The 20023-nt window shown below is 72.8% G+C and carries 13 protein-coding genes; 5 read left to right on the top strand and 8 right to left on the bottom strand.

What is annotated here, in order from left to right; all coding sequences use genetic code 11:
• Window positions 1–24: 24 nt before the first annotated feature.
• The 5 genes from ACFYYB_RS18325 to ACFYYB_RS18305 are packed head-to-tail and all read right to left on the bottom strand — an operon-like array spanning window position 25 to window position 5344.
• Entirely contained in the window at window positions 25–741 is a 717-nt protein-coding gene (locus tag ACFYYB_RS18325) for a class I SAM-dependent methyltransferase (protein ID WP_389436156.1), read from the bottom strand.
• A complete protein-coding gene (locus ACFYYB_RS18320; protein ID WP_389436155.1) occupies window positions 725–1801 on the bottom strand; it encodes a pyridoxal-phosphate dependent enzyme in 1077 nt (358 codons plus the stop codon). Before ACFYYB_RS18320 ends, ACFYYB_RS18325 begins: the two co-directional genes overlap by 17 nt.
• A complete protein-coding gene (locus tag ACFYYB_RS18315) occupies window positions 1798–2793 on the bottom strand; it encodes a formylglycine-generating enzyme family protein (RefSeq protein WP_389436154.1) in 996 nt (331 codons plus the stop codon). Before ACFYYB_RS18315 ends, ACFYYB_RS18320 begins: the two co-directional genes overlap by 4 nt.
• Entirely contained in the window at window positions 2790–3479 is a 690-nt protein-coding gene (ribA, locus tag ACFYYB_RS18310) for a GTP cyclohydrolase II (RefSeq protein ID WP_389436153.1), read from the bottom strand. Before ribA ends, ACFYYB_RS18315 begins: the two co-directional genes overlap by 4 nt.
• Window positions 3476–5344 carry a WD40 repeat domain-containing protein gene (locus tag ACFYYB_RS18305; protein WP_389436152.1) on the bottom strand — a complete coding sequence of 623 codons (1869 nt, stop codon included), beginning with the start codon at window positions 5342–5344 and terminating at the stop codon, window positions 3476–3478. The genes ribA and ACFYYB_RS18305 overlap by 4 nt, the downstream gene beginning before the upstream one ends.
• A 390-nt stretch (window positions 5345–5734) precedes the next feature.
• Between ACFYYB_RS18305 and ACFYYB_RS18300 the strand changes: the two genes are divergently transcribed.
• The 4 genes from ACFYYB_RS18300 (at window position 5735) to ACFYYB_RS18285 (ending at window position 12362) form a co-directional block, all read left to right on the top strand.
• Window positions 5735–9139: an ATP-grasp domain-containing protein gene (locus tag ACFYYB_RS18300; protein ID WP_389436151.1), complete on the top strand. Its 3405-nt coding sequence runs from the start codon at window positions 5735–5737 to the stop codon at window positions 9137–9139.
• Complete coding sequence (locus ACFYYB_RS18295; protein WP_389436150.1) at window positions 9136–9747, top strand: NADPH-dependent FMN reductase; 612 nt, start codon at window positions 9136–9138, stop codon at window positions 9745–9747. Before ACFYYB_RS18300 ends, ACFYYB_RS18295 begins: the two co-directional genes overlap by 4 nt.
• A gap of 73 nt (window positions 9748–9820) precedes the next feature.
• Window positions 9821–11125 (top strand): acetyl-CoA carboxylase biotin carboxylase subunit family protein, encoded by a 1305-nt coding sequence (locus ACFYYB_RS18290; protein ID WP_389436149.1) that lies wholly within the window; start codon window positions 9821–9823, stop codon window positions 11123–11125.
• A 46-nt stretch (window positions 11126–11171) separates the two neighbouring features.
• Entirely contained in the window at window positions 11172–12362 is a 1191-nt protein-coding gene (locus ACFYYB_RS18285; protein WP_389436148.1) for an MFS transporter, read from the top strand.
• 78 nt (window positions 12363–12440) lie between these two features.
• Here ACFYYB_RS18285 and ACFYYB_RS18280 read toward each other — a convergent pair whose 3' ends face one another.
• Window positions 12441–13667, bottom strand: a complete 1227-nt coding sequence (locus ACFYYB_RS18280) for an IS701 family transposase (protein WP_389436147.1) — start codon at window positions 13665–13667, stop codon at window positions 12441–12443.
• Window positions 13668–13974: 307 nt separating this feature from the next.
• Here ACFYYB_RS18280 and ACFYYB_RS18275 point away from each other — a divergent pair, with 307 nt between their 5' ends.
• Entirely contained in the window at window positions 13975–17073 is a 3099-nt protein-coding gene (locus tag ACFYYB_RS18275; RefSeq protein ID WP_389436146.1) for a BTAD domain-containing putative transcriptional regulator, read from the top strand.
• Window positions 17074–17557: 484 nt separating this feature from the next.
• Here ACFYYB_RS18275 and ACFYYB_RS18270 read toward each other — a convergent pair whose 3' ends face one another.
• Both ACFYYB_RS18270 and ACFYYB_RS18265 read right to left on the bottom strand, forming a co-directional pair.
• On the bottom strand, window positions 17558–19171 hold the full coding sequence (locus tag ACFYYB_RS18270) for an FAD-dependent monooxygenase (RefSeq protein WP_389436145.1): 1614 nt from the start codon (window positions 19169–19171) through the stop codon (window positions 17558–17560).
• A 16-nt stretch (window positions 19172–19187) separates the two neighbouring features.
• Entirely contained in the window at window positions 19188–20012 is an 825-nt protein-coding gene (locus tag ACFYYB_RS18265; RefSeq protein WP_389436144.1) for an arylamine N-acetyltransferase, read from the bottom strand.
• Between the last annotated feature and the right edge of the window lie 11 nt (window positions 20013–20023).

The following is a 20023-nucleotide window of genomic DNA, read 5'->3' as shown; positions in this document are numbered from 1 at the left end:
GGCTCTCCTCTCTCCTCCTGCGCCTCAGACCGCGGCGAAGGACAGGGTCAGGTACTTGAGGTGGTGGCCCTCGTAGACGAAGTGGCGGTCGATCTCCAGCCGGCCGGTGGAGCGGAAGCCGTTCGCCTCGTAGAGCTCGGTGACGAGCTCCTCGGTGAGCCACCAGTTCAGGCGCCCGTCCGCGAGCGGGTGGGGGGTGATCGCCCCGTCGGGGCTGAGGAAGACGCTGACCACCCAGACGCCGCCGGGCCGCAGCATCTTGCGGCCGTGCTCCACCCACGGGGCCCAGTCCTCGCGGCGCTGGTGGTGCAGGCAGCCGTTGTCGACCAGCAGGTCGAGGCCCTCGGCGTGGAAGCCGAGGAAGTCGCCCTGGTGGAAGCGGGTCTTTCCGTGCGCGACATCGGGGGTGTCCCAGACGTCGAGCAGGTCGAGGCCGGTGACGTCGGCGTCCAGCCATTCGGCGAGGGAGGCGGTCTGCAGGCCGCGGCCGCAGCCGATGTCCAGGACCCGGGCGGGGCCGGCGCCCGGCTCGGTCTTGTCGGTGGGGGCGGCCGCGATCGTGAAGTGGGTGACGCGGTCGTTGGTGACCGCTCCCGACCAGGAGTCGCGGTTGTCCTTGTACCACTGCTTGAACGAGCTGCGGACGACCTCGCGGTAGCCGCAGTAGTCGCGCTCGGCCGCTTCCGCGTCCGCGGCGCTGCGGCCGTTCACGGTTTCGCGCGTATCAGTTTCCTGCGGCATGCTCCCACTCCTCGATTGTTCCGCGGCCTGCGACGACCGCGACTGCGTTGCGCCCTTGCGGGCCTTGGTCGACTTCCGCCGAGGCGCTGAGCCAGGCCCCGGCGCCGCTGCTGGAGACGGAGATCCCGTGCTCGTGACGCAGGTGGCGCATGGCTTGGAGGGCCTGCGGATAGGCGACGTTCTCGTACGTGAAGAAGTCCTCCGGGAAGGCGGCGAGCAGGGGTTGGCGGATGCCGTGGCCCAGCCCGCCCGTCCCCTGCATGCGGCGGGCGCCGTCGGGCGCGCGCCGGTCTCCGTACGTGGCCTCCGCGGGGAGGACGGCGATGGGCCGGCACTGCGGCCAGGTGCCGGTCAGCGCCATCGCCGTGCCGGCCAGGCTGCCGCCGGTGCCGACGGCCGCGGCCAGCGCGACCGGTTCGACCCCGTAGCCGGAGAGCTGGCCGATGATCTCCGCGCCGGTGTGCTCGCGGTGCATGGCGGCGTTCTCGGCCGAGCAGTGCTGGAGGAGGAGCTGCCGGTCCTCGCGTTCGGCCACGAGGACGGCCTCGTCCATCGCGCCGAGGAAGCCGGTGCCCTCGCGGCTGAGGGTGATCCGCGCGCCGTGCCGGCGCAGGGAGGTCAGCAGCCGCTCGGACGCCCCGTAGGGGACCACCAGGTGCAGGTCCAGGCCGAGTTGGCCGCAGAGCTCGGCCAGGGAGACGGCGAGGCTGCCGCCCGAGTACTCGGTCACGCGCACCTCGGGGGTGCCGGCCGCGGCCACGGCCGTACACAACAGGGCGTATGCGGTACGGGACTTGACGGTGCCCGCCGTGTTGGCGGCCTCGGCCTTGAGCCAGACGCGGCCGCGTCCGGCCCGGCTGGGAACCGGGACCAGGGGGGTGTCCCCGATGCCGGTGCGGATCGCGGCGAGCCCCGGCAGCAGGCGGTGCGCGGCGGCCTCCAGCGGGGCGAAGGCCCGGTTCAGGTCGGCCGGGGCCGGCGCCCGGTCGGTGAGGGCCCGGCAGATGGCTTCGAAGCCGGGCAGGACGGGCGTCGCCCCGGGGGAGACGGCGGTGCTCATGTGGGTCGCTCGCCGGTGGCGAGGCGGAACCCGACGGGGTACAGCGGGCCGGGGAAGGCGCCGTGGCGGCGCCGGGTGCGGGTCAGGTCGCCGAAGCGGGAGAAGGATCCGCCGCGGGCGATCCGGTAGGTGCCCATCGACTCGACCAGGTGGTCGGCGACGAAGGGGCCGTCCGGGTAGGGGGCGTAGTCGTCGGCGGTGAACTCCTCGACGTTGCCGCCCATGTCGTGGGCGCCGTACGGGGAGCGGCCGGCCGGGAAGGCGCCGACCGGGGTGGTCGTGTGGACGCCGGATTCGCGGGTGTTGGCCGCGGCCGGGTCGAAGCCGCCGGGCCACGGGTAGGGCAGGCCTTCGGGGCCCTTGGCGGCGTACTCCCATTCGGCCTCGGTCGGCAGCCGCCACGGGTGTCCGGTGCGCTCGGTGAGCCAGGCGGCGTAGGCGTCGGCGTCCTGGGGGCGGATGCCGGCCACGGGGTGGTTGGCCCGGTCCCAGGGGTAGGCGCCCAGGTACCAGGTGGTGGGGCGCTCCTCGCGGCCGGTGTCGGCCAGGAAGGCGCGGTACTCGCCGTTGGTCACCGGGTAGGTGGCGATCCAGAACGCGTCGAGTTCCACGGTGTGCTCGGGGCACTCCTTGAGGATCCAGGCCTCCTCCACGCCCACGTGCTCCCAGGCGGCGGTGACGTAGCCGGTCTCGTTCTCGGGCAGTCCGATGCGGACGCTCGCGCCGGGCACGTGGGAGGTGGCCGGGCCGGCTCCGGTGGCGGGGTCGGGGATGCGGGGGTCGCCGATGAGGCCGAGGACCGTGCCGGCGGCGAGCCGCTCGGACAGCGGGAGCGCGGGGTCTTCCACGGCGGCGGCGAGTGCGTCGGCGCCGGTGCCGTCGCCGACGGGGGTGCCGGGCGGTCGTACGGCTTGCAGCCGGTCGGGGTCGGCGAGCTCGGCGTGTTCCTTGAAGTGGGGGGAGTGGGCCAGGTCTTCGATGCTCAGCGTCATGCCGCGGCCTCCTGAAGCAGGGCGAGCGTGTGACCGCCGAGTTCGGCCTTGGCGGACAGGTACCGGGAGTTCTCCGCCGTGATGTACACGCCGGTGGGGACGACCCCGGTGATCTCGATGCCGTGCGCGAGCAACTCCCGTACCTTGTCCGGGTTGTTGGTGAGCAGGCGGATCCGGGTCAGGCCCAGGGCGTGGAGCATCGCGGCGGCGGACGCGTAGTCGCGTTCGTCGTCGCCGCGGCCTATGGCGCGGTTCGCGGCGAAGGTGTCGTAGTCCTGGGACTGGAGGACGTAGGTGTCGAGCTTGTTGTAGAGGCCGATGCCACGGCCCTCCTGGCGCAGGTACAGGACGGCGCCGCCGTGCTCCGCGATGTGGCGCAGGGCCTCGTCGAGCTGGGGGCCGCAGTCGCAGCGGGCCGAGCCGAGGACGTCGCCGGTCAGGCACTCGCTGTGCAGCCGCACCAGCGGCGCCTCGGTGTCCTGGGGGCGGGTCGGCACGGTGATCGCGAAGTGCTCGCCGGGGTCGGGCAGGTGGTGGAAGGTGATGAGGTCGGCGCTGCGGTCGCGGACCCGTGAGAGCGTCACGGGGACACGGGCCCGGACGGCGGCCGGGACGGCCCCGGGGGCGGCCGTGGCCGTGGTCGGGTCCGGTGGGGCGTGGTGGGGGGAGTCGGCCGGGCGCGTCATGCGGCCACCTGCTTCCGGTCAGCGCTCAGCGCGATGTCGTCGATGTGGAGGGAGTGCTCGATGCGGGCGGAGCCTGCGGCGTCCTGGCCGACGATGACGATCCGGCCGTCCCAGCCGGCCACGGCCACCCGGCCGTCGGCGAGCTGGAGCATGCAGGACAGGCCCTGCGTGAAGTCGGCGAGGACGCGGCCGGAGGCGAGGGTGCCCGCCGAGTCGGCCCAGTCGACCTGCCAGGAGTAGAGGTTGAAGTCGTACGAGCCGGCCAGGACGACCGGGCGCCGGGTGTCGCCGAGCAGCGCCACGCACTTGACGGACTCGTCGGAGCCCAGCAGCGTCTGCAGCTCCTCGGTGCGCCAGGCGCCGTCCTCGGCGCGCGAGACCCGGCCGACCTTGACGGTGTGGTCGCGGGAGGCGCTGGCGACGGCGGAGCCGTGCGGGCCGTGGAGGCCGGCGACCGCGTTGACCAGGTTGCCGTGCTCCCACAGCTTGGCGCGGCCGCGCAGCGCGCCGGCCTCGATGGTGCGGTCGGTGGCCGCGGAGAGGAACCCGCCTCCGGGCAGCTGGGCCAGGGACTTCACCGAGCCGCCGTGGGCCTCGACGCGCTCCTGGAGTTCGAGGGTCACCGGGTCCAGGACGAGGAACTCGCCGTTGTAGGTGCCCGCGACGATGCGGCCCCCGTCGACGGTGAGGGAGGGGATCGGCGCGCCGAGCCGGGCGCTGGTGGTGCGGGCGCCGTCGTAGCGGATGACCTGGCCCGAGTAGGTGCCGGCGTAGATCGTGTCGCCGTCGGTGGCGAGGGACAGGATCGGGCCGTCGGTCAGCTCGATCGGGGTGGCCCGCGACTGCGTGCCGTCCTCGAGGTGCACGGCGAAGACGGTGCCGCTGTCGCCGCCGATGATGAGCTCCTCGCCGCGGGCGGCCAGGGCGTTGGGGCCGTGGGTGGCGCGATCGGGTCCGGACAGCTCCTCGGCGCTCGCCATCGCGTACAGGTGCGGGGCGTTGCGGAAGGAGCCGGCGGCGACCAGGCCCTGCGCGGCGGAGACGGAGCGCGGCCACACGCGCAGGTCCGCGACGGTGCGCAGGCGCGTGCCGGAGCGGTCGAACCAGTGCAGGGAGCCGTCGTAGGCGCCGACGACGAACGCGGAGTCGTCGTCGGCCCAGTCGACCGCGCGGGCGGCGGAGGTGGAGACCTCGACGGTCAGTACGAGGTCCAGCTCGCGGCTCAGCAGGTCGACGGAGCCGTCGTCGCGGGCCACGGCGAGCAGGTCGCCGGCGCGGGACCAGGCGCAGCCCTCGATGGAGGAGTCGTAGTGGCGCTTGCGCACCGCGAAGGAGCCGGAGGCGGGGTCGCTGACGGCCACGAGGCCGTCTTCGCCGACGGTCGCGGCCAGGCCCTCGGCGCTGACGGAGACCATCATGCAGTGGGCCTCGTGCGAGCCGACCTCGGTGAGGAAGGTGCCGTCGAGCACGGACCACAGGGTGGCGCGGCCGTCTTCGGAGACACAGATCAGGCGTTCGCCGTCGGGGAGCCAGGCGACCGAGTTGATGTCGTCGGTGTGCCGGGCCAGGACGTTGACCAGCGTGGCGGGGCCTTCCAGGGGGACGCGCCAGATGCCGACCGTCTTATCGGCCGAGGCCGTCGCGAGGAGGGTCGGATCGGCCGGGTTCCAGGCGGAGGAGTTGACCAGCCGGCGGTGGCGCAGAGTCGCCGTCTCGGCGGGACGCGAGGGGTCGTCCGTATTCCAGACGATTACCGTTCCGTCGTAGGAGCAGGTGGCGAGGCGGGAACCGTCCGGACTGAAGGCCACGTGGGTGATCGGGGCCGAGTGTCCGGTACCGGATTTTGGAATCGAGATGGTGCGCACGTTGTCTCTGTCCTTTTCTCCAGGTACCTCGGGAGGCCGGGTCCGCTGGTGGTTGTCCAGTTCTCTAAGCTGCAAGTTAAGGGGAAGGCGGGGGCCCGACAATGCGGCTCGGAGCAATATGGGAAGTCGATGGACCTGATGTACTCGGATGCTTCTGTTTGACCTTTCGATAAACTTCTGAGTGGTTATCGGAGGGGATCGGAGCGGGAACGAAACAGGAACAGACCGGGAAGACGTGATGGAGTGAACGGGGTTATTCCCCTTCATCCTTGCCCGCGTCCCGCATTCCCCTCGATGCTGCAGGAGAAGAAGAAGACTCAAGGGGCTGAGCACATGCATGTTGTTCTGCTTGGGACGTCATACGTCAGAGGTTTTGACGTCGTTGCCGACATGGCCGACGACGGAATCGAGGTCAGCTTTGTCACGGCGAGCCTGGACGCCTACCGCGCCGATCCCGGCTTCGAACACATCGCACGGGCCGCACGGGTGGTGGAGGTGGCGGACCTGGCCGACAGCCAGGACCTGACCGCCACGCTGCGCGGCCTGCTCGGCCCCACCCCCGTCGACGGGGTGATCTGTCGCGACGACAACTTCCACTACCGCGCCGCCCTGTTCGCCCGCGACCTGGGCGTGCCGCACGAACTGCCGGAGACGGCGCGGCTGATCGGCGACAAGGCGGCCGTACGGGAACGGCTCGGGAAGGCCGGCATCGGCAGCCTGCGCTGGCGCCGGGTGGTCACCGAGGAGGAGGGGCTGGCGGCGGTCGACGAGATCGGGCTGCCGTGCGTGGTCAAGCCGACGGTCGGGCGCCACTCGGTCGGGGTCACCGTGGCCTGGACCCGGGAACAGGCGGCCGGCGCGCTGGCCGGGCTGCTCGCGGATCCCGCCGGGGGCTCGGGGTCGGGGTCCGGCTCAGGGTCCGGCTCCGGCTCGGGGTCCGGCTCCGGTGACGGGCCCGTCGCGCTCGTCGAGGAGTACGCCGCCGGGCGGCACGTCAGCGCCGAACTGCTGGTCCAGGACGGCCGTACGGTCCTGCTCGGCTTCTCCGAGCGGTCGGCGGCGGCGCCCGGGATCACCGCCGAGCTGGGCGGGCACTTCCCGGCCCGCTTCGAGGGCATGGGCGCGGCGCGCCGGTTCGTACTGGACGCGGTCGAGGCCCTGGGGGTGCGCGCCAGCGCGCTCCACGTGGAGCTGCTGATCACGGCGACCGGCCCCGAGCTGATCGAGGTGAACGGCCGGATCGCCGGCTACGTCGTACCGCGGCAGATGTCGTTGGCGCTGGACCGCTCCATCACCCGGGACCTGGTGGCCGTCGCCACCGGCACGCGGGTCGAGGACGCGGCGCCGCCGGTGGCCACGGTGGCGCTGCGGACGCTGTGGAGTCCGGAGGGCGGGATCGTGCGCGGTGCCGCCCCGGCCGTCTCCGAGCTGCCCGCCGGGGTCATCGACTGCCAGGTGTCCGTCCACCCGGGTGACCGGGTGCGGGCGCTGGCCACCAACCACGACCGGTACGGGTACGTGATGGTCCGCGGCGCCGACGTGGCGAGCGCCGTCGGCCTCGCGGAGGAGGCGGTCGACCTGGTGCGGGAGTCGCTGGCCGTCGCGCCGGTCGCCTCCGGCGCCGGGGAGGGGCCCGAACCCGCGGGCGGTGAGCACCTGGTGCTGCTGCTGCACGGGGACGAGCAGGCCGAGCGGGTCGCGCGGGCCGCGGCCGCGGTGACGGCGAGGCTGACCGTGCTGCGGCGCGACCGGCTCACCTTCGACGCGGTGCGCGCGCGGTTCCTGGCGGCGCACGAGCGCCACCCCGTGGCCGGGGTGCTGTCCTGGTCGGGCGAGTACGAGCGGGAGGCGCGGCAACTCCGGGCCCTGGCCGCGGGCGGGTCCGGCGCAGACTTCGGCGACGACCTGTTCGGCGACGATCCGTTCGGCGAGGATCCGTTCGGCGACGGGCTGTTGGAGGAGACCGTCTTCGTTGCCGACCCCGTGCACACCGTGCTGGCCGTGGCCGGCGGTGGGCGCGTCGACGTGCTCGCCGTCATCGACGAGAGCGGCGACCAGGCCGCCGACGACGCCGGATCCGAGCGGCGGCTGGTCGCGGGGCCGGTGCCCGCGCGGCTGCGGGGCCGTACCGAGGGGGCCGTGCGGGCCGCCGGGATCGAGGGGCCCGTCCGGGTCGTGTTCGGCGGCCGGGACGCGGAGCCGCCGCTGGTGCTGGCCGGGTTCGACCGGCAGGTCCTGGACCTCTACGACGCCGCCCACCGGCGGAGCCTGGTCACGGCGGTCGCCGAGAGCGCGCTGGGCCGGCCCGTGCGCGCGGCGCTGCCCGACGCCGGGCGGGTCGCCATCCAGCGCCACGTCCCCTCGGAGCAGGGCCGCTTCCGCATCGTCGCCGCGACCGACGCCGCCCAGCTCCACGACTTTCCCGAACTGGCGCGCGCGCGGACCCCGCTCGCCCGCGAGGGCGTCCACGACGGACCGGTGACGCGCCTGGAGTACACCGTGGCGGGCCCGAGCGCCGCCCACGCCGAACAGGCGGCCGCCCGGGTCGAACGGGCGCTGGTGTGGAAGACCGAACCGGCCGACCGGACGCACGTCCTGGTGCTGGACCGGCAGGGCCCCAAGGTGTGGACCAGGGGCGACGGCACACCGCTGCTGGACCCGGAGCGGTTCCGGGTCAGCATCCTGAGCTCGGCCGCCGCCGACGCTGAGGGGGCCGCCGCCGACTTCGCCGCGCGGACCGACGTCTTCGACCACGGTTCCGTACGGGTGCTGGCCGGCGCGGTGCACGCGCTGCACCCGGTGGACCGGGTCGCGACCGTCTCCGAGAAGCTGCTGGCGCCGGCCGCCGAACTGCGCACGCTGTTCGGGACGGCCGGCGGCGACCCGGCCACGGCGCGCAAGTTCACCGACAAGGCGGTAATGAAGCGCATCGCCCGCCGGGCCGGGATCCGTACCGCCGACGGGCACCTCGTGCACACGCCCGAGGACGTCACCGACCTCTTCGACCGGCACGGCCGGGTCGTGGTCAAGCAGCGTGACGGCTCCGGGTCGTTCGGGGTGTCGGTGCTCACCGAGCCCGCGCACGTCGAGCGGTGGGTGCGCGAGGAGTTCAGCCCCGGCACCCACCTGTGCGAGGGGTTCGTGGACGGCGACATGTGCCACATCGACGCCGTCGTCCACGACGGCGAGGTGATCTGGGACGTGTCGCGCTACGAGACCGACACCCTGTGCGTCTCCCGGCTGGAGCCGCTGTCCTCGGTCACGGTCGCCGACCCCGCCGTGCGCGCGGCCGCCCGCGACCTGCTCGGACAGGTCGTCGACGCCTGGCACGTCGAGTCCGGGGTGCTGCACCTGGAGGCGTTCGTGGACGCCTCCGGGACGTTCACCTTCTGCGAGGTGGCCGGCCGGCCGGGCGGCGCGGGCATCGGCGAGGCGTTCCGCGCCACCACCGGCGTGGACCTCGTCCACGCCAAGATCCTCACCGACGTGGGCCTGGACCCGAGGACCGGGCGCGTCGAGCCGGTGGGCGCGTACGCGGGCTGGACGGTGCACTTCACGACCGGCGGGGTGCTGCTGGACTTCGACGACTCGGCGGTGGCCGGGGACGCGTACTTCCGCCACGTCCCCTACCGGATCGGGGACCGGGTCCCCGTCCAGCAGTTCTCGGGAACCGGCGCCAGCACGCACGTCTTCGCGGGCGACTCGCACGCCGAGGTCAAGCGGCTGGTCGCCCGCGCGGAGCAGGAGGTGTGGCTGGTGGTCGGGTCGCCGGAGTCCGAGGAGGCCGGCGGATGATCCTCGGCATCCTCGGCAGCCCGTCCCGGAACTCGGTCTCGCGCCGGGTCCTGGAGCTGGCCGCCGCCCGGATCCGGGCGGCCGGGGCGGAGTACGAGCTGCTCGACCTGAGCGTGGAGTACCCCGAACGGCACCGGATCGAGCACTACGAGACCCCGCCGCCGGGCAGCCAGACGGCCCGGCTGCGGGCCCGGATCGCCGGGGTGAGCGGGGCGGTCCTGGCCACGCCGGTCTACCACGGCTCGTACAGCGGGCTGCTCAAGAACGCCCTGGACCACCTGACGAACGACGCCCTGGCCGACCGGGCCGTGGGCCTGATCGCCGCGGGCGGCGGGCCCCGCGGGGCCGGCACCGCCTGCGACCAGATGCGGTCGGTGGTGCGGGCGCTCAGCGGCTGGGCCGTCCCCACCCACGTGGCCTCCACCGGCTCGGACTTCGTGCCGGGGCCCGCGCTGGAGGGGCTGCACGAGCGGATGGACGACCTGGTCGCCCAGCTGCTGTCCTTCCGCTCGGCCCGCGCCCTCGCGCCGGCCCCGGCAGGTGAATCCGTACGCGTACCGGGTCCGCGGCCGCCCGCCTGCTGTTCCGCGCCCCTCGTCAACCACTGACCCGACCGACCCGACCGACCCCACCGACGCACCCGCCCAACCCCACCGACGCACGTCGCAGAAAGGACGCGCCATGACCTCCCACACCGCCCGCCCGTCCGCCGAGGCCGCCGAACAGCCGCACCTGCTGCTGATCTCCGGCGTCGGCGGCCACGCGCCGGCCAAGGCGCTCGATTCGCTGTCCCGTATCAGCACGACGGTCTCCGTCGTCCACATCTCGGCCTGGGGCGACCCGGAACCGGTGCGGGCGGACTGGGCCGCGCGCGGGCTGAGCGGCGAGTTCCGCACCGCGGCCGACCTCGACGACGCCGTCGCCGTGGGCCTCGACCTGAACGAGCGGCTCCCGCTGTCGGGGATCGTCACCTACTCGGAGCTGCTGCTGCGCCCGCAGGCCGAACTCGCCGAGCGGCTGGGGCTGCCGGGGAACACCCCGCAGGCGGTGGCCGTCGCCCAGTCCAAGTCCCGGCAGCGGCGGGTCTTCGCCGAGAAGGGGGTGCCCTCGCCGGGGTTCGCGGAGCTGCACGGGGAGGAGGACCTGGCGGCGGCGGCCCGGCGGATCGGGTTCCCGGCCGTCTTCAAGCCCTCGCTGGGCGCGGGCAGCCAGAGCGTGCGCCTGGTGCGCACGTACGAGGAGCTGCTGGAGGCCTACCGGGCCGGCCGGGCCACGGTGTCGGCGTTCCTGCAGAGCGAGGACGTCTTCCTGCTGGAGGAGCGGCTGGAGCTGGAGGCCGACGGGGAGACCGGCTGGGCCTCGTACTGCAGCGTGGAATCGCTGCTGGCCGCCGGGGAGCGCCACCACCTGGTGGTGTCCGACCGGTTGGCGCTGCACCACGGCTACGCCGAGGAGGGCGCGTCGATGCCGTCCAGGCTCGACCCCGCCGCGCAGGCGGCGGCCGTCGACTGCGCGGACCGGGCGATCGCCGCGATCGGGCTGACGACCGGGGCCGTGCACACGGAGATCGCGCTGACCCCGGCGGGGGCGCGCGTGATCGAGGTCAACGCCCGGGCGGGCGGGCCGATGCCGGTCCTGTTCGAGGTATCGGCCGGCTACGACTACGCCGCGCAGATCGGGCGCAGCGCGCTGGGGCTGGCGCCGGACGCGCGGCCGGAGTTCGGGCGGGCCGCGCTGCTGCGGATGGTGCCGATCCCGGAGGGGGACTGGCGGGTGGCCGCGCAGACCCCGACGCCGGAGCTGCTGGCGTCCTTCCCCGAGCTGGTCTACGTGGCCCCGCGGTTCGGACCCGGACAGCCGGCGGTCCGCGAGCGGACGCTGCACCTGGCCACGTTCATGCTCAGCGCGCCGACGCCCGACGCGGCGCGCGAGCGGTCCCACCTGATCGAGCGGGCGCTGGGCATCGAACTGGAGCCGGCCGCGTGAGCCGGGCCGGTCCGTTCCCCTCCCTCACGACGTTGGGACCGCACTCATGAAGAAGCGCTTCTACGCAACCGGCCTCGCCGACGCCGTCGGGCTCGGCATGCACCTCTCCCTGTCCGTCCTCTTCTTCGACAAAGCCGTCCACCTGCCCAATGCCCAGATCGGGCTGGTCCTCGGCGTCGCCGGTGTCGCCTCGCTGCTGGGCGCCATGCCCATCGCGCGGGCCGCCGAACGCTTCGGCACCCGAAGGATGCTGACGATCCTGTACCTGGTGCGGGCCGCGGCCTTCCTGGGGCTGGCCGCTTCCACCACCTTGGTCGCCGCTCTGCTCGCCTCGGCCGTGGCCGGGCTGCTGAGCCGGGGCATCAGTCCGCTCATCGAGTCGGGACTGATCGCCCGGGCCGGCACCGAGGAGGCGGTCGGTTCGCTCGCCCGGCTCCGGTCGCTGCGCAACGCCGGCATGGCCGCGGGCGCGCTGCCCTCCGGGGCGGCCATCGCGATCGGCGAGGCCTGGGCGTACCAGGCGGTGATGGTGCTGTCCGCCGTCCTGTTCGTCGGGTGCGCCGCCCTCTGCCGTACGTTCGCCGACAGCCGGCACACCGCGCAGGCCGGTGTCTCGCGCACCAGCGTCCTACGCGACCGTGCCTTCCTGCGGATCACCGCCCTCTACGGGGCCCTGACCATGTCGGCGCTGGTCCTCGGCCTCGGCATCCCGCTGTGGGTGGTCCAGGAGACCCAGGCCCCGGCCTGGACGGTCACCTTGGTCCAGCTCCTCAACACCGCTCTCGTCATCGCCCTGCAGGTCCGTGTCAGCAAGGGCTCCGACGACTTCTCCACCGCCCGCAGGATGATGCGGCGCGGCGGACTCGTCTCGGCGCTGGGTGCAGTGGTCGTACCGCTGACGGCGTTCGGAGGCCCGACCGCGGACCTGGCCCTGGTGGTCGCAGCGGCGCTGCTGTTCTCCCTTGGGGAGCTGTACGTCATCGCCGGCACCACCGGCGCCGCCCTGCTGCACATCCCCGAGGGCCGCAAGCCCGCCTATCTCGCCGCCTTCAACCTCGGCTTCGCCGTCACGACCGTGGTCGGGCCCCCGCTCATCACCGCCTCCGTCGGCTGGGCCGTCTGGAGCTGGCTGGGCTGGGCGGTCTACTTCGCCGCGGTCGGACTGGTCGCGATGCGGGTCCCGGCTCCCCCGGCGACCGGCGCCAAGGTGGCGCACACCGTCGGAGCCGACGCGTGAGGCGGGTCGAGGCAGCGCTGGAGCGGGCCCCGCACAATCCCCTCTGCGCGGGCTACCGGCACCCTCGTACGACATGGCTCAGCCCGCCTGCGGCCGCTGCCGGACCCCGGTCGGACTGCCGGACGAAGCCGCCGCCCGAGTGCGGTATGCGGCGTGGGAGGCGCCGATCGCGACGGTGTGGGCGGCCGAAGCGAGAGTGAGGTGACGGTGCCAGCCCTGGAAGGAGCGGCCGGCGAAGTCGCGCAGGCCGGCCTCCTCTCCGGTGGCGGCGCTGTCGAGGGCCGTGCGGTGGGTGAGCTTGGCCATCCGGGTCAGCGCGTCGAGCGAGGTGGTGGTGAGGTCCGTGAGCCAGAACTCGGTCGGCGGGTTGTTCGGGTTGGTCCAGTGGCCCATCAGCAGCCACTGCTGGGGGCTCGGGGCCGCCCGGCGGGCCTGCGGCAGCTCGACGCGGATGCCCGCGACCAGGCCGGTGCGCACGGTCGGGGTGCCGGTGGCCGCGTCGAGCCACTCGACGGGCCGGCGCAGTCCCCGGATGTGCTGGAGCATGTCGCTGACCGGGATGGGGCCCGCCCCGTACCCGGGCATCGCCGTGTCGGCGACCCGCAGCTGGTCCATGGCCCGCAGCCGGGCTATGACGGGAACGCCCGCCGCGTGGAAGCGGCCCAGTACGGTGCTGCTGACGTAGTCGCGGGAGGGGATGACCACCGGGCGGCGCTCGACGTTCCAGCCGAGGACCTCCAGGCCCACCTGAGCGGCGGACTCGCCGGGCGACTTCTCCTCCACCCAGTCCGGGATGTTGGCCTGCCGGCGCTTCTCCTCGTCCTGGAGCCAAGGGGCGGAGAGCGACAGGCTCCAGTTCACCGGGGCGCTCATGGCCTCCGAGGCCATCCACAGCCCGAAGGAGTGCTGGCCGTGCACGGAGTGCCCCAGTTCGGGGACGAAGCGGCGGTCTATGCCCACCGAGCGCTCGCCGGCCTTCTGGATGGGCATGGACTGGATGACCCAGGCCTTGGGGCGGATCATGCGGTCCACGTGGCGGGCCAGGGCCGCGCGCATCGGGGCCCAGTCCCAGGTGGATTCGGTGATGAAGTGGTGCAGCGACTGCTCGGTGCCCGCCCCGCCGACCACTCCGGCCAGGTTCCGGATGGACTTGCGCCCCTCCGCGTAGAGCAGGCCGCGCAGGTACTGCTCGCCGCGGGCCCGCTGGTCGCTGCGGCGCAGCAAGGAGAACAGCTGCGGGCTCAACTCCGCGATCAGGGCCTCCGTCATCCGCGTGTGCTGCTCCGCCAGGGCGGCGGGGCTCATGCCGGGCTGTTCGGGTTGCGCGTGGGCCGGGTGCGCCGGAGGCGCGGTGGTCGTGGTGACAGGTGCCTGATAGGCGCTGTGCGCGGCGGCCGGCCGAGTGCCGGAATGGTGCGCCGTGCGACGTACGGTCCGGTGTCCGCCACCGGGGCCAAATGTCTTCATCTCTGCTCCCGAGTCCGAGTCAGGAAGCCACTCTCGGACCGGGCGTTCCCGCCTCGTTCCCGTTCTGCTACCGCTGCCCCGTAACGCGAGGGATCCGGAATAATGGTCTCGACCAGGAATTATTTGATGACCGGGCAGGGGCGGCATGTCGAATTCGGTGGGGACGCACGTTCGGTTCAACATCCTCGGGCCATTGGAGGGCTGGGTCGGAGGGGAGAGAATCAGACTCAGTGGCCAGATCCATGAGCGAGTTCTGGCCACACTTCTGCTCGAACCGGGAAATGTTGTCCCTGTCGCCCGCCTTGTCGAGGCCGTTTGGGATGAGGAACCGCCGGTCACCGCTTCCCACCAGGTACGCAAGGCCGTAGCGGACCTCCGTCGCCGGATACCGGATGGCGGGAAGTTGATCATTACGGACGGCCCGGGGTATCGCGTCGAGGTGGCCGAGGGGCAGCTCGACCTGCACGAATTCCTGAGCCACGTGCGGGAGGCCCGGACGGCCGCCGGCGAGGGACGTACCAAGGAAGCGGCCGAAAGCCTACGGTCCGCCCTGGCCGTGTGGCGCGGTCCGGTGCTGTCGGGGGCAGGTGGATCGGTGGTGCAGTCGGCCGCCGCGGTGCTGGAGGAGCGCCGGCTGGCCGCCGCCGAACAGCTCTGCGAGATGCGCATGGCCCAGGGGGAGTCCGGGGAGGTCGTCGGCGACCTGCGCACGCTCATCGCACAGCACCCGTTGCGCGAGACCCTGCGCGGCCAGCTCATGCTGGCCCTCTACCGCTCCGGCAGACAGGCGGACGCCCTGGCGGAGTACGCGCAGGTGCGCGAGCTGCTCGTGGAAGAACTCGGCATCGACCCGAGCGCGCGGCTGACCAAGATGTACGAGAACATCCTGCGCGCCTCCCCGGAACTGACCGGACCGGACGCCGCGCCGCCGGGGACCGCGGTCGGTCCCGTGGACGGAGCGGGAACAGAGGAAGCGGACGGGGAGGTGGACGCGAGCGGACCGCCGCCCTGGGCCGCCCGAGTGCGCGGCGCGCCGTGCACCCTTCCGCCCAGCCTCCCCGACTTCACGGGCCGCGAGCGCGAACTGGCCGAAGTGCTGGAGGCGTGCCGCCCCGTGGAGGGGGACGGCCCCCGGGTCGTCGCGGTCGACGGCATGGGCGGCGCCGGCAAGACCTCGCTGGTGGTGCGCGCCTCGCACCAGCTGGCCGAGCAGTACCCGGACGGCCAGCTCTACATCGACCTGCGCGGATTCACCCCCGGCGAGGAGCCGATCTGCCCGGGCGTCACCATCAGCGGCCTGCTGCGCGTCCTGGGCGTTCCCGCGGACAGCATCCCGGACGACGAGGCGGGCCGGATCGGGCTGTGGCGGTCCACGCTCACCGGCCGGCGCCTGCTGCTCCTGCTCGACAACGCCTTCGAAGCCGGCCAGGTGCTGCCCCTGCTGCCGTCCTCCTCTGAGTCCCTGGTCCTGGTCACCAGCCGGGCCCGGCTGCTCGACCTCGACGGCGCCCGGTGGATCTCGCTCGGCGTGATGCCGCCGGAGGAGAGCCGCGCGATGCTCACCGAGATCCTCGGCGACGACCGTGCCTCCCGCGAGCCCGAGGCCGCCGGTGAACTCGCCGAGCTGTGCGGCCACTTGCCGCTGGCGCTGCGGCTGGCGGTGGCCCGGCTGCGCAACCGCCCCCGGTGGACCGTCCGGTACCTGGTCGAGCGCCTGGACGACGAGACGCGCCGGCTGGACGAGCTCAGCGCGGGCGAGCGCAGCGTGGCGGCGACGCTGAACCTGTCCTACCGGGCGATGGAGGTCGAACTCCAGGGCGCTTTCCGCCTGTTAGGGCTGCATCCGGGCGCGGAGGTGGACGTCTACTCGGCCGCGGCGCTGCTGGAGGCGGAGGTCCGCGACGCGGAGGACATGCTGGAGGACCTCCTCGACATGCACCTGATGGTGCAGAACGAGCCGGGTCTGTACGCGTTCCACGACCTGGTGCGCACGTACGCGCTCTCGCTGGGCGACGGGCGGCAGGGCGGGGCGGGCCGGGAGGCGGCCGAGCGGCTGCTCGGGTACTACACGGGGGCGACGGAGGCGGCGTGCGCGCTGCTGTTCCCCACCCGCCGCAAGATGGACCTCACCCCTCCGGACTCCGGGTTCGCGCTGCCGTCGATGCGGCACGAGGACCGGATCCTGGAGTGGTTCGACAGGGAGGCCACGGGCATCCAGGCCCTGTTGGCGCAGGTCGCCCAAGAGGGGTCCCCCCAGCAGGTGTTCGTCCTGGCCCGCAACGCCTCCTTCCACCTGAACATCCGCAGCAGGCACACCGAGTTCGAGGCGGTGTGCCGGGCGGGTCTGGTGGCGACGCGGAACATGGGCGATTCCCAGCTCATTTCCCGGGCCCTCAACAACCTCGGTGTGGCGCGGTGGAAGCTCGGCCGGTTCACCGAGGCCGTGGAGGCGGGGGAGGAGTCGCTCGACTGGACCAGGAAGTCGGGAGACCTGGAGGACCAGGAGGCGACGCTGGGCCTGCTCGGGCTCGTCCACTACGCGCTGGGCAACCTGGAGCGCGCGTACGACTACACGATGCAGGCGCTGAAGCTCGTCGAGGGACGGGACGACGTCCGCATGCCGCACTCGCGGATGGAGGACCTGAACACGGTCGTCTCGGTGTGTACCTCGCTCGGCCGCTACGAAGAGGCGGCCGATGCCGCGCGGCAGTCGATCGAGAGATGCAGACAGCTGCACGTGCCGGGCGAGGAGCTCGTCGCGTGGACGGGCCTGGCCATGGCCCAGTGCGGAATGGGCGAGTTCGACGAGGCGGCGGCCAGCCTGACGAAGGCGATGTCCCTGGAGAGCGCGGCGTGCATGCCGGAGAACCGCGCGCTGGCCCACGCGGTTTCGGCGGACGTCTACGACCGGCTCGGTGACGCGGAGCGCTCGCAGGAGTGCGAGGACAAGGCGTTGTCGCTGATCAGCCCGGCGACCCCGCCGCAGCGCCGGTCCAGGGCGGCGAACTTCCTGGCGCTCAAGCACAGCCGGCACGGCCGGTACGAGGAGGCCCTCGAACTGCACGAGCGGGCTCTCCACTACGCGGAGGCCGCCGGGTACCAGATAGAGGTGGCCCACGCGCTGAACGGGATGGCGGAGGCCTGCCAGAAGCTGGGCCGGCCGGTCGCGGCCGAGTACCAGGAGCGGGCCGACGCGCTCTTCGAGACGATGGGAGTGCCTTCGCGCGGCCGTCGGGTCGTCTGATCGGGCTCCCGTGCTCCGCGCGCGGGAGCGCGGGAGCGCGGGAGCGCGGACAAAACAGTGGTGCCCCGTCCGGATCCGGACGGGGCACCACTGGTGTGCGCGGCGGGGATCTACCGCTGGGGGGACGGTGCCGGCGACGGAGCGTTGGGGCCGCGCTCGTCGGCCAGGACGGTGTGCCCTGTGCTGGTGCCGTTGGACTGGCCGTCAAGCTCGGACGCCACACCCAGACCGAAGGTGAGAGCAACCGCGAAGATACCGACCAGACCAGCAAGCTTACCGCGCATTTCGTTCCCCTAGTTGTCGTTTGAGTCCCGTGCCGCTTTCGACAAACAGAGATTCGCAAGGGGCGTTCCCATGCCGTTCCTACTCGGTTACCGGGGTGAAGGTAACGGAGGGAACGGGCGGGAAGGAAGGGAGAATGCGCGGGTTTCAAGAATTGGACATTGGCTGGAATCGGGCAGATAAATTTCTTGTGAACTTCCTGTCAGAAAAGCGAAATACGCAGTTCCGTTTCGAGACTTGCCAGGTCACGCGTGTGGCCATGGGCGACGATATGGCCGTCCGGTCGGATCAGGTAGTAACCGGCGGCACGGCAACCCGCCTGCGAGGCCGCGTCCTGGCGCCGCAAAAGCACCTGTCGCAGCTGCGGCCACTTCGCCACCACGTGCCCCAGCTCCCGCTCCCATTCCCGGCTGCCGTCGGAGACGACCGCCAAGTGCCAGGAGTGCGGGTCCGCCGAGGGACCCGAGATGCCGTACGCGAGGGCAAGGCGCCGCGGGAAGACCGCGCCGACCTCCAACGCGCCGGGCAGGGCCCTGCGCACGCGGCAGGCCGTCCAGCCCGAGGGCTGCTGGCTGTCGCGGGTGACTTGGTAGGACAGCCGGCGGCCGGCCATCACCGGGGCGTAGAACTCCGAGACGATCCCGGTGCGGTCCAGCAGCCGGAACGCCGCGTCGCGCGCCGCCACGGTCGCCTTGGCCTTGGCCACCCACGCCTTGGTCTGCAGGTCGGTGTCGCGCACGATCTGCCGGGTGACCTCCGAGCGCTCGTCCCCGTAGGAGGCGAGCAGCGAGGAGGGGGATTCGCCGCGGATCACCGCGGCCAGCTTCCAGGCGAGGTTGTGCGCGTCCTGGAGGCCGTTGTTCATGCCCTGCCCGCCGGCAGGGCTGTGCACGTGGGCGGCGTCGCCGGCCAGGAAGACCCGGCCGCGCTGGAACTCGGTCGCCCGCCGGGCGTGGACCCGGAAGACGGCCTTCCAGACCGCCTCCTTGATCCGTACGCCCCGCGGCCCGCGCTCATCGATGATTCCCTGCATCATCGTGGCGTCGACCTCGCCGTCGCCCTGCGGCATGACGGACAGGAACCGGAAGATCCCGCCCGGGATGGGCACGATCACCAGCGCGCCGTTCGCCGACTGGTAGAAGTGGCACTCGTCCGGCGGCAGATACCCCTCGATGTGGGCGTCCACCAGGGCGAAGGCCATCTCGTACGTGGACCCCTCGAAGCCCACGCCCAGTTGGCCGCGCACCGCGCTGCCCGCGCCGTCGGCGCCGACGACGAACGGCACGCGTACCCGCTCCAGGCCCTGGGAGGTCTCCAGGACGGCCGTCACGCCGTCGGTGGCCTCGATCCGGCCGGAGTAGTCCACCCCGTCCAGGGCCAGCAGCCGCACCCCGCGCTCGATCTTGCCGCCGAGCTCGTACAGCTTCTCCGTGAGCAGCCGCTCGGTGACGTGCTGCGGAAGGGTGCGGCACGCCAGGTCGTCGGAGAACCCGAACGAGGCCAGCGGCCGCCGCTCGGAGAAATAGCTCAGCGTGTTGACCCGTACGGACTCCGCGCCGACCGCCACGCCCAGCCCGGTGTCCTCGAGGATGTCGAGGGCACGGGGCCAGACGGACAGCGCCTTGGGCGTCAGCATGGGTTCTGCGGAACGGTCGATCACCCGGACCCGGATGCCGCGCCGCAGCAGCTCTACGGCGGTCAGCAGGCCGGTGGGGCCCGCCCCGACGACCAGCACGTCCAGGTCGGACGGCCGGGCGGCGGGCGCCGCTTCGCTCTCTCTCGTGGTCCGGATCTCGCCGGTGATCAGGTCAGCCATGGCCTCTGGGACTCTCTCAGTCGGTACGGACGCCGGTGGTGGTGGAGTTCTCCGGCTCGGTGGGCAGCCGGTCGAGGCTGATGCCGAAGTGGGTCTTGTAGGCGGCGATGACGGCGGCGTCGTCGCCGAGGACGGTCTTGGTGCGCTGGTCGCCGTCCACGATGTTCAGGTGCCGGCCCTTCAGGGTGACCAGGCCGTTCTCCGTGCGGATCGAGCAGAACAGCGCCTGCAGGAACGAGGAGTCGGGGGCCGTGCGGTACCACCACAGCGAAGGCCCGTAGTCCTCGATCCGGACCGGGGTCTCGACCACCTGGTAGAGCGGGCGGCCGCCGAGCCACAGGTCGACGGTGCCGGGCTGCCCCTCGACGTCCTTGAGCTGGTACTCGCCGTGCGGGTCGCTCTGGACCTCGCGGCTGGTCCAGTCGAGCGGGAAGCGGCTGTTGCGGCCGAAGCCGGTGTCGACGAGGTAGACCTCCTCGCCGATGGTCACCCTCAGCGCGAGGTGGCCGAGCAGCGGGCCGAGGCCGTCCGGCCGGTGCACGCGGCCCGGGAGGATGTCCACCTCGTAGCCGAGGGCCTCCAGTACGAAGCCCAGCGCGGGGTTGACCTCGTAGCAGCCGCCGCCGCGGTTCTCCCGGGCGACCTTGTCGACGGACCGCTTGTCCATGTGGATCTCGCGGCCTTCGAGGTGGTAGTCGAGGTTCTCGAACGGCACCGACAGCACGGCGCGTTCGGCCAGGTGCTTGAGCCCGGCGGCGTCCGGGCGTGCGGGCCGGCTCGCGCCGATCCGGGTCAGGTAGGCGTCGACGGCGGCGTCGTCGATCACGGTTGCGTCCAGCATGGAATCTCCTT

It is taken from the genome of Streptomyces sp. NPDC002886 (assembly GCF_042888445.1).
In the GTDB taxonomy this organism is placed as follows: Bacteria; Actinomycetota; Actinomycetes; order Streptomycetales; family Streptomycetaceae; genus Streptomyces.
Note: the sequence above shows the minus strand (reverse complement) of the source record. Positions and strands in the feature narration are given on the sequence as shown.

What these genes read in the sequence shown, in the direction of transcription:
- ACFYYB_RS18325 (WP_389436156.1), bottom strand. Translation starts at nt 741, where the DNA reads ATGCCGCAGGAAACTGATACGCGCGAAACCGTGAACGGCCGCAGCGCC.
- ACFYYB_RS18320 (WP_389436155.1), bottom strand. Translation starts at nt 1,801, where the DNA reads ATGAGCACCGCCGTCTCCCCCGGGGCGACGCCCGTCCTGCCCGGCTTC.
- ACFYYB_RS18315 (WP_389436154.1), bottom strand. Translation starts at nt 2,793, where the DNA reads ATGACGCTGAGCATCGAAGACCTGGCCCACTCCCCCCACTTCAAGGAA.
- ribA (WP_389436153.1), bottom strand. Translation starts at nt 3,479, where the DNA reads ATGACGCGCCCGGCCGACTCCCCCCACCACGCCCCACCGGACCCGACC.
- ACFYYB_RS18300 (WP_389436151.1), top strand. Translation starts at nt 5,735, where the DNA reads ATGGCCGACGACGGAATCGAGGTCAGCTTTGTCACGGCGAGCCTGGAC.
- ACFYYB_RS18295 (WP_389436150.1), top strand. Translation starts at nt 9,136, where the DNA reads ATGATCCTCGGCATCCTCGGCAGCCCGTCCCGGAACTCGGTCTCGCGC.
- ACFYYB_RS18290 (WP_389436149.1), top strand. Translation starts at nt 9,821, where the DNA reads ATGACCTCCCACACCGCCCGCCCGTCCGCCGAGGCCGCCGAACAGCCG.
- ACFYYB_RS18285 (WP_389436148.1), top strand. Translation starts at nt 11,172, where the DNA reads ATGAAGAAGCGCTTCTACGCAACCGGCCTCGCCGACGCCGTCGGGCTC.
- ACFYYB_RS18280 (WP_389436147.1), bottom strand. Translation starts at nt 13,667, where the DNA reads ATGAGCCCCGCCGCCCTGGCGGAGCAGCACACGCGGATGACGGAGGCC.
- ACFYYB_RS18275 (WP_389436146.1), top strand. Translation starts at nt 13,975, where the DNA reads ATGTCGAATTCGGTGGGGACGCACGTTCGGTTCAACATCCTCGGGCCA.
- ACFYYB_RS18270 (WP_389436145.1), bottom strand. Translation starts at nt 19,171, where the DNA reads ATGGCTGACCTGATCACCGGCGAGATCCGGACCACGAGAGAGAGCGAA.
- ACFYYB_RS18265 (WP_389436144.1), bottom strand. Translation starts at nt 20,012, where the DNA reads ATGCTGGACGCAACCGTGATCGACGACGCCGCCGTCGACGCCTACCTG.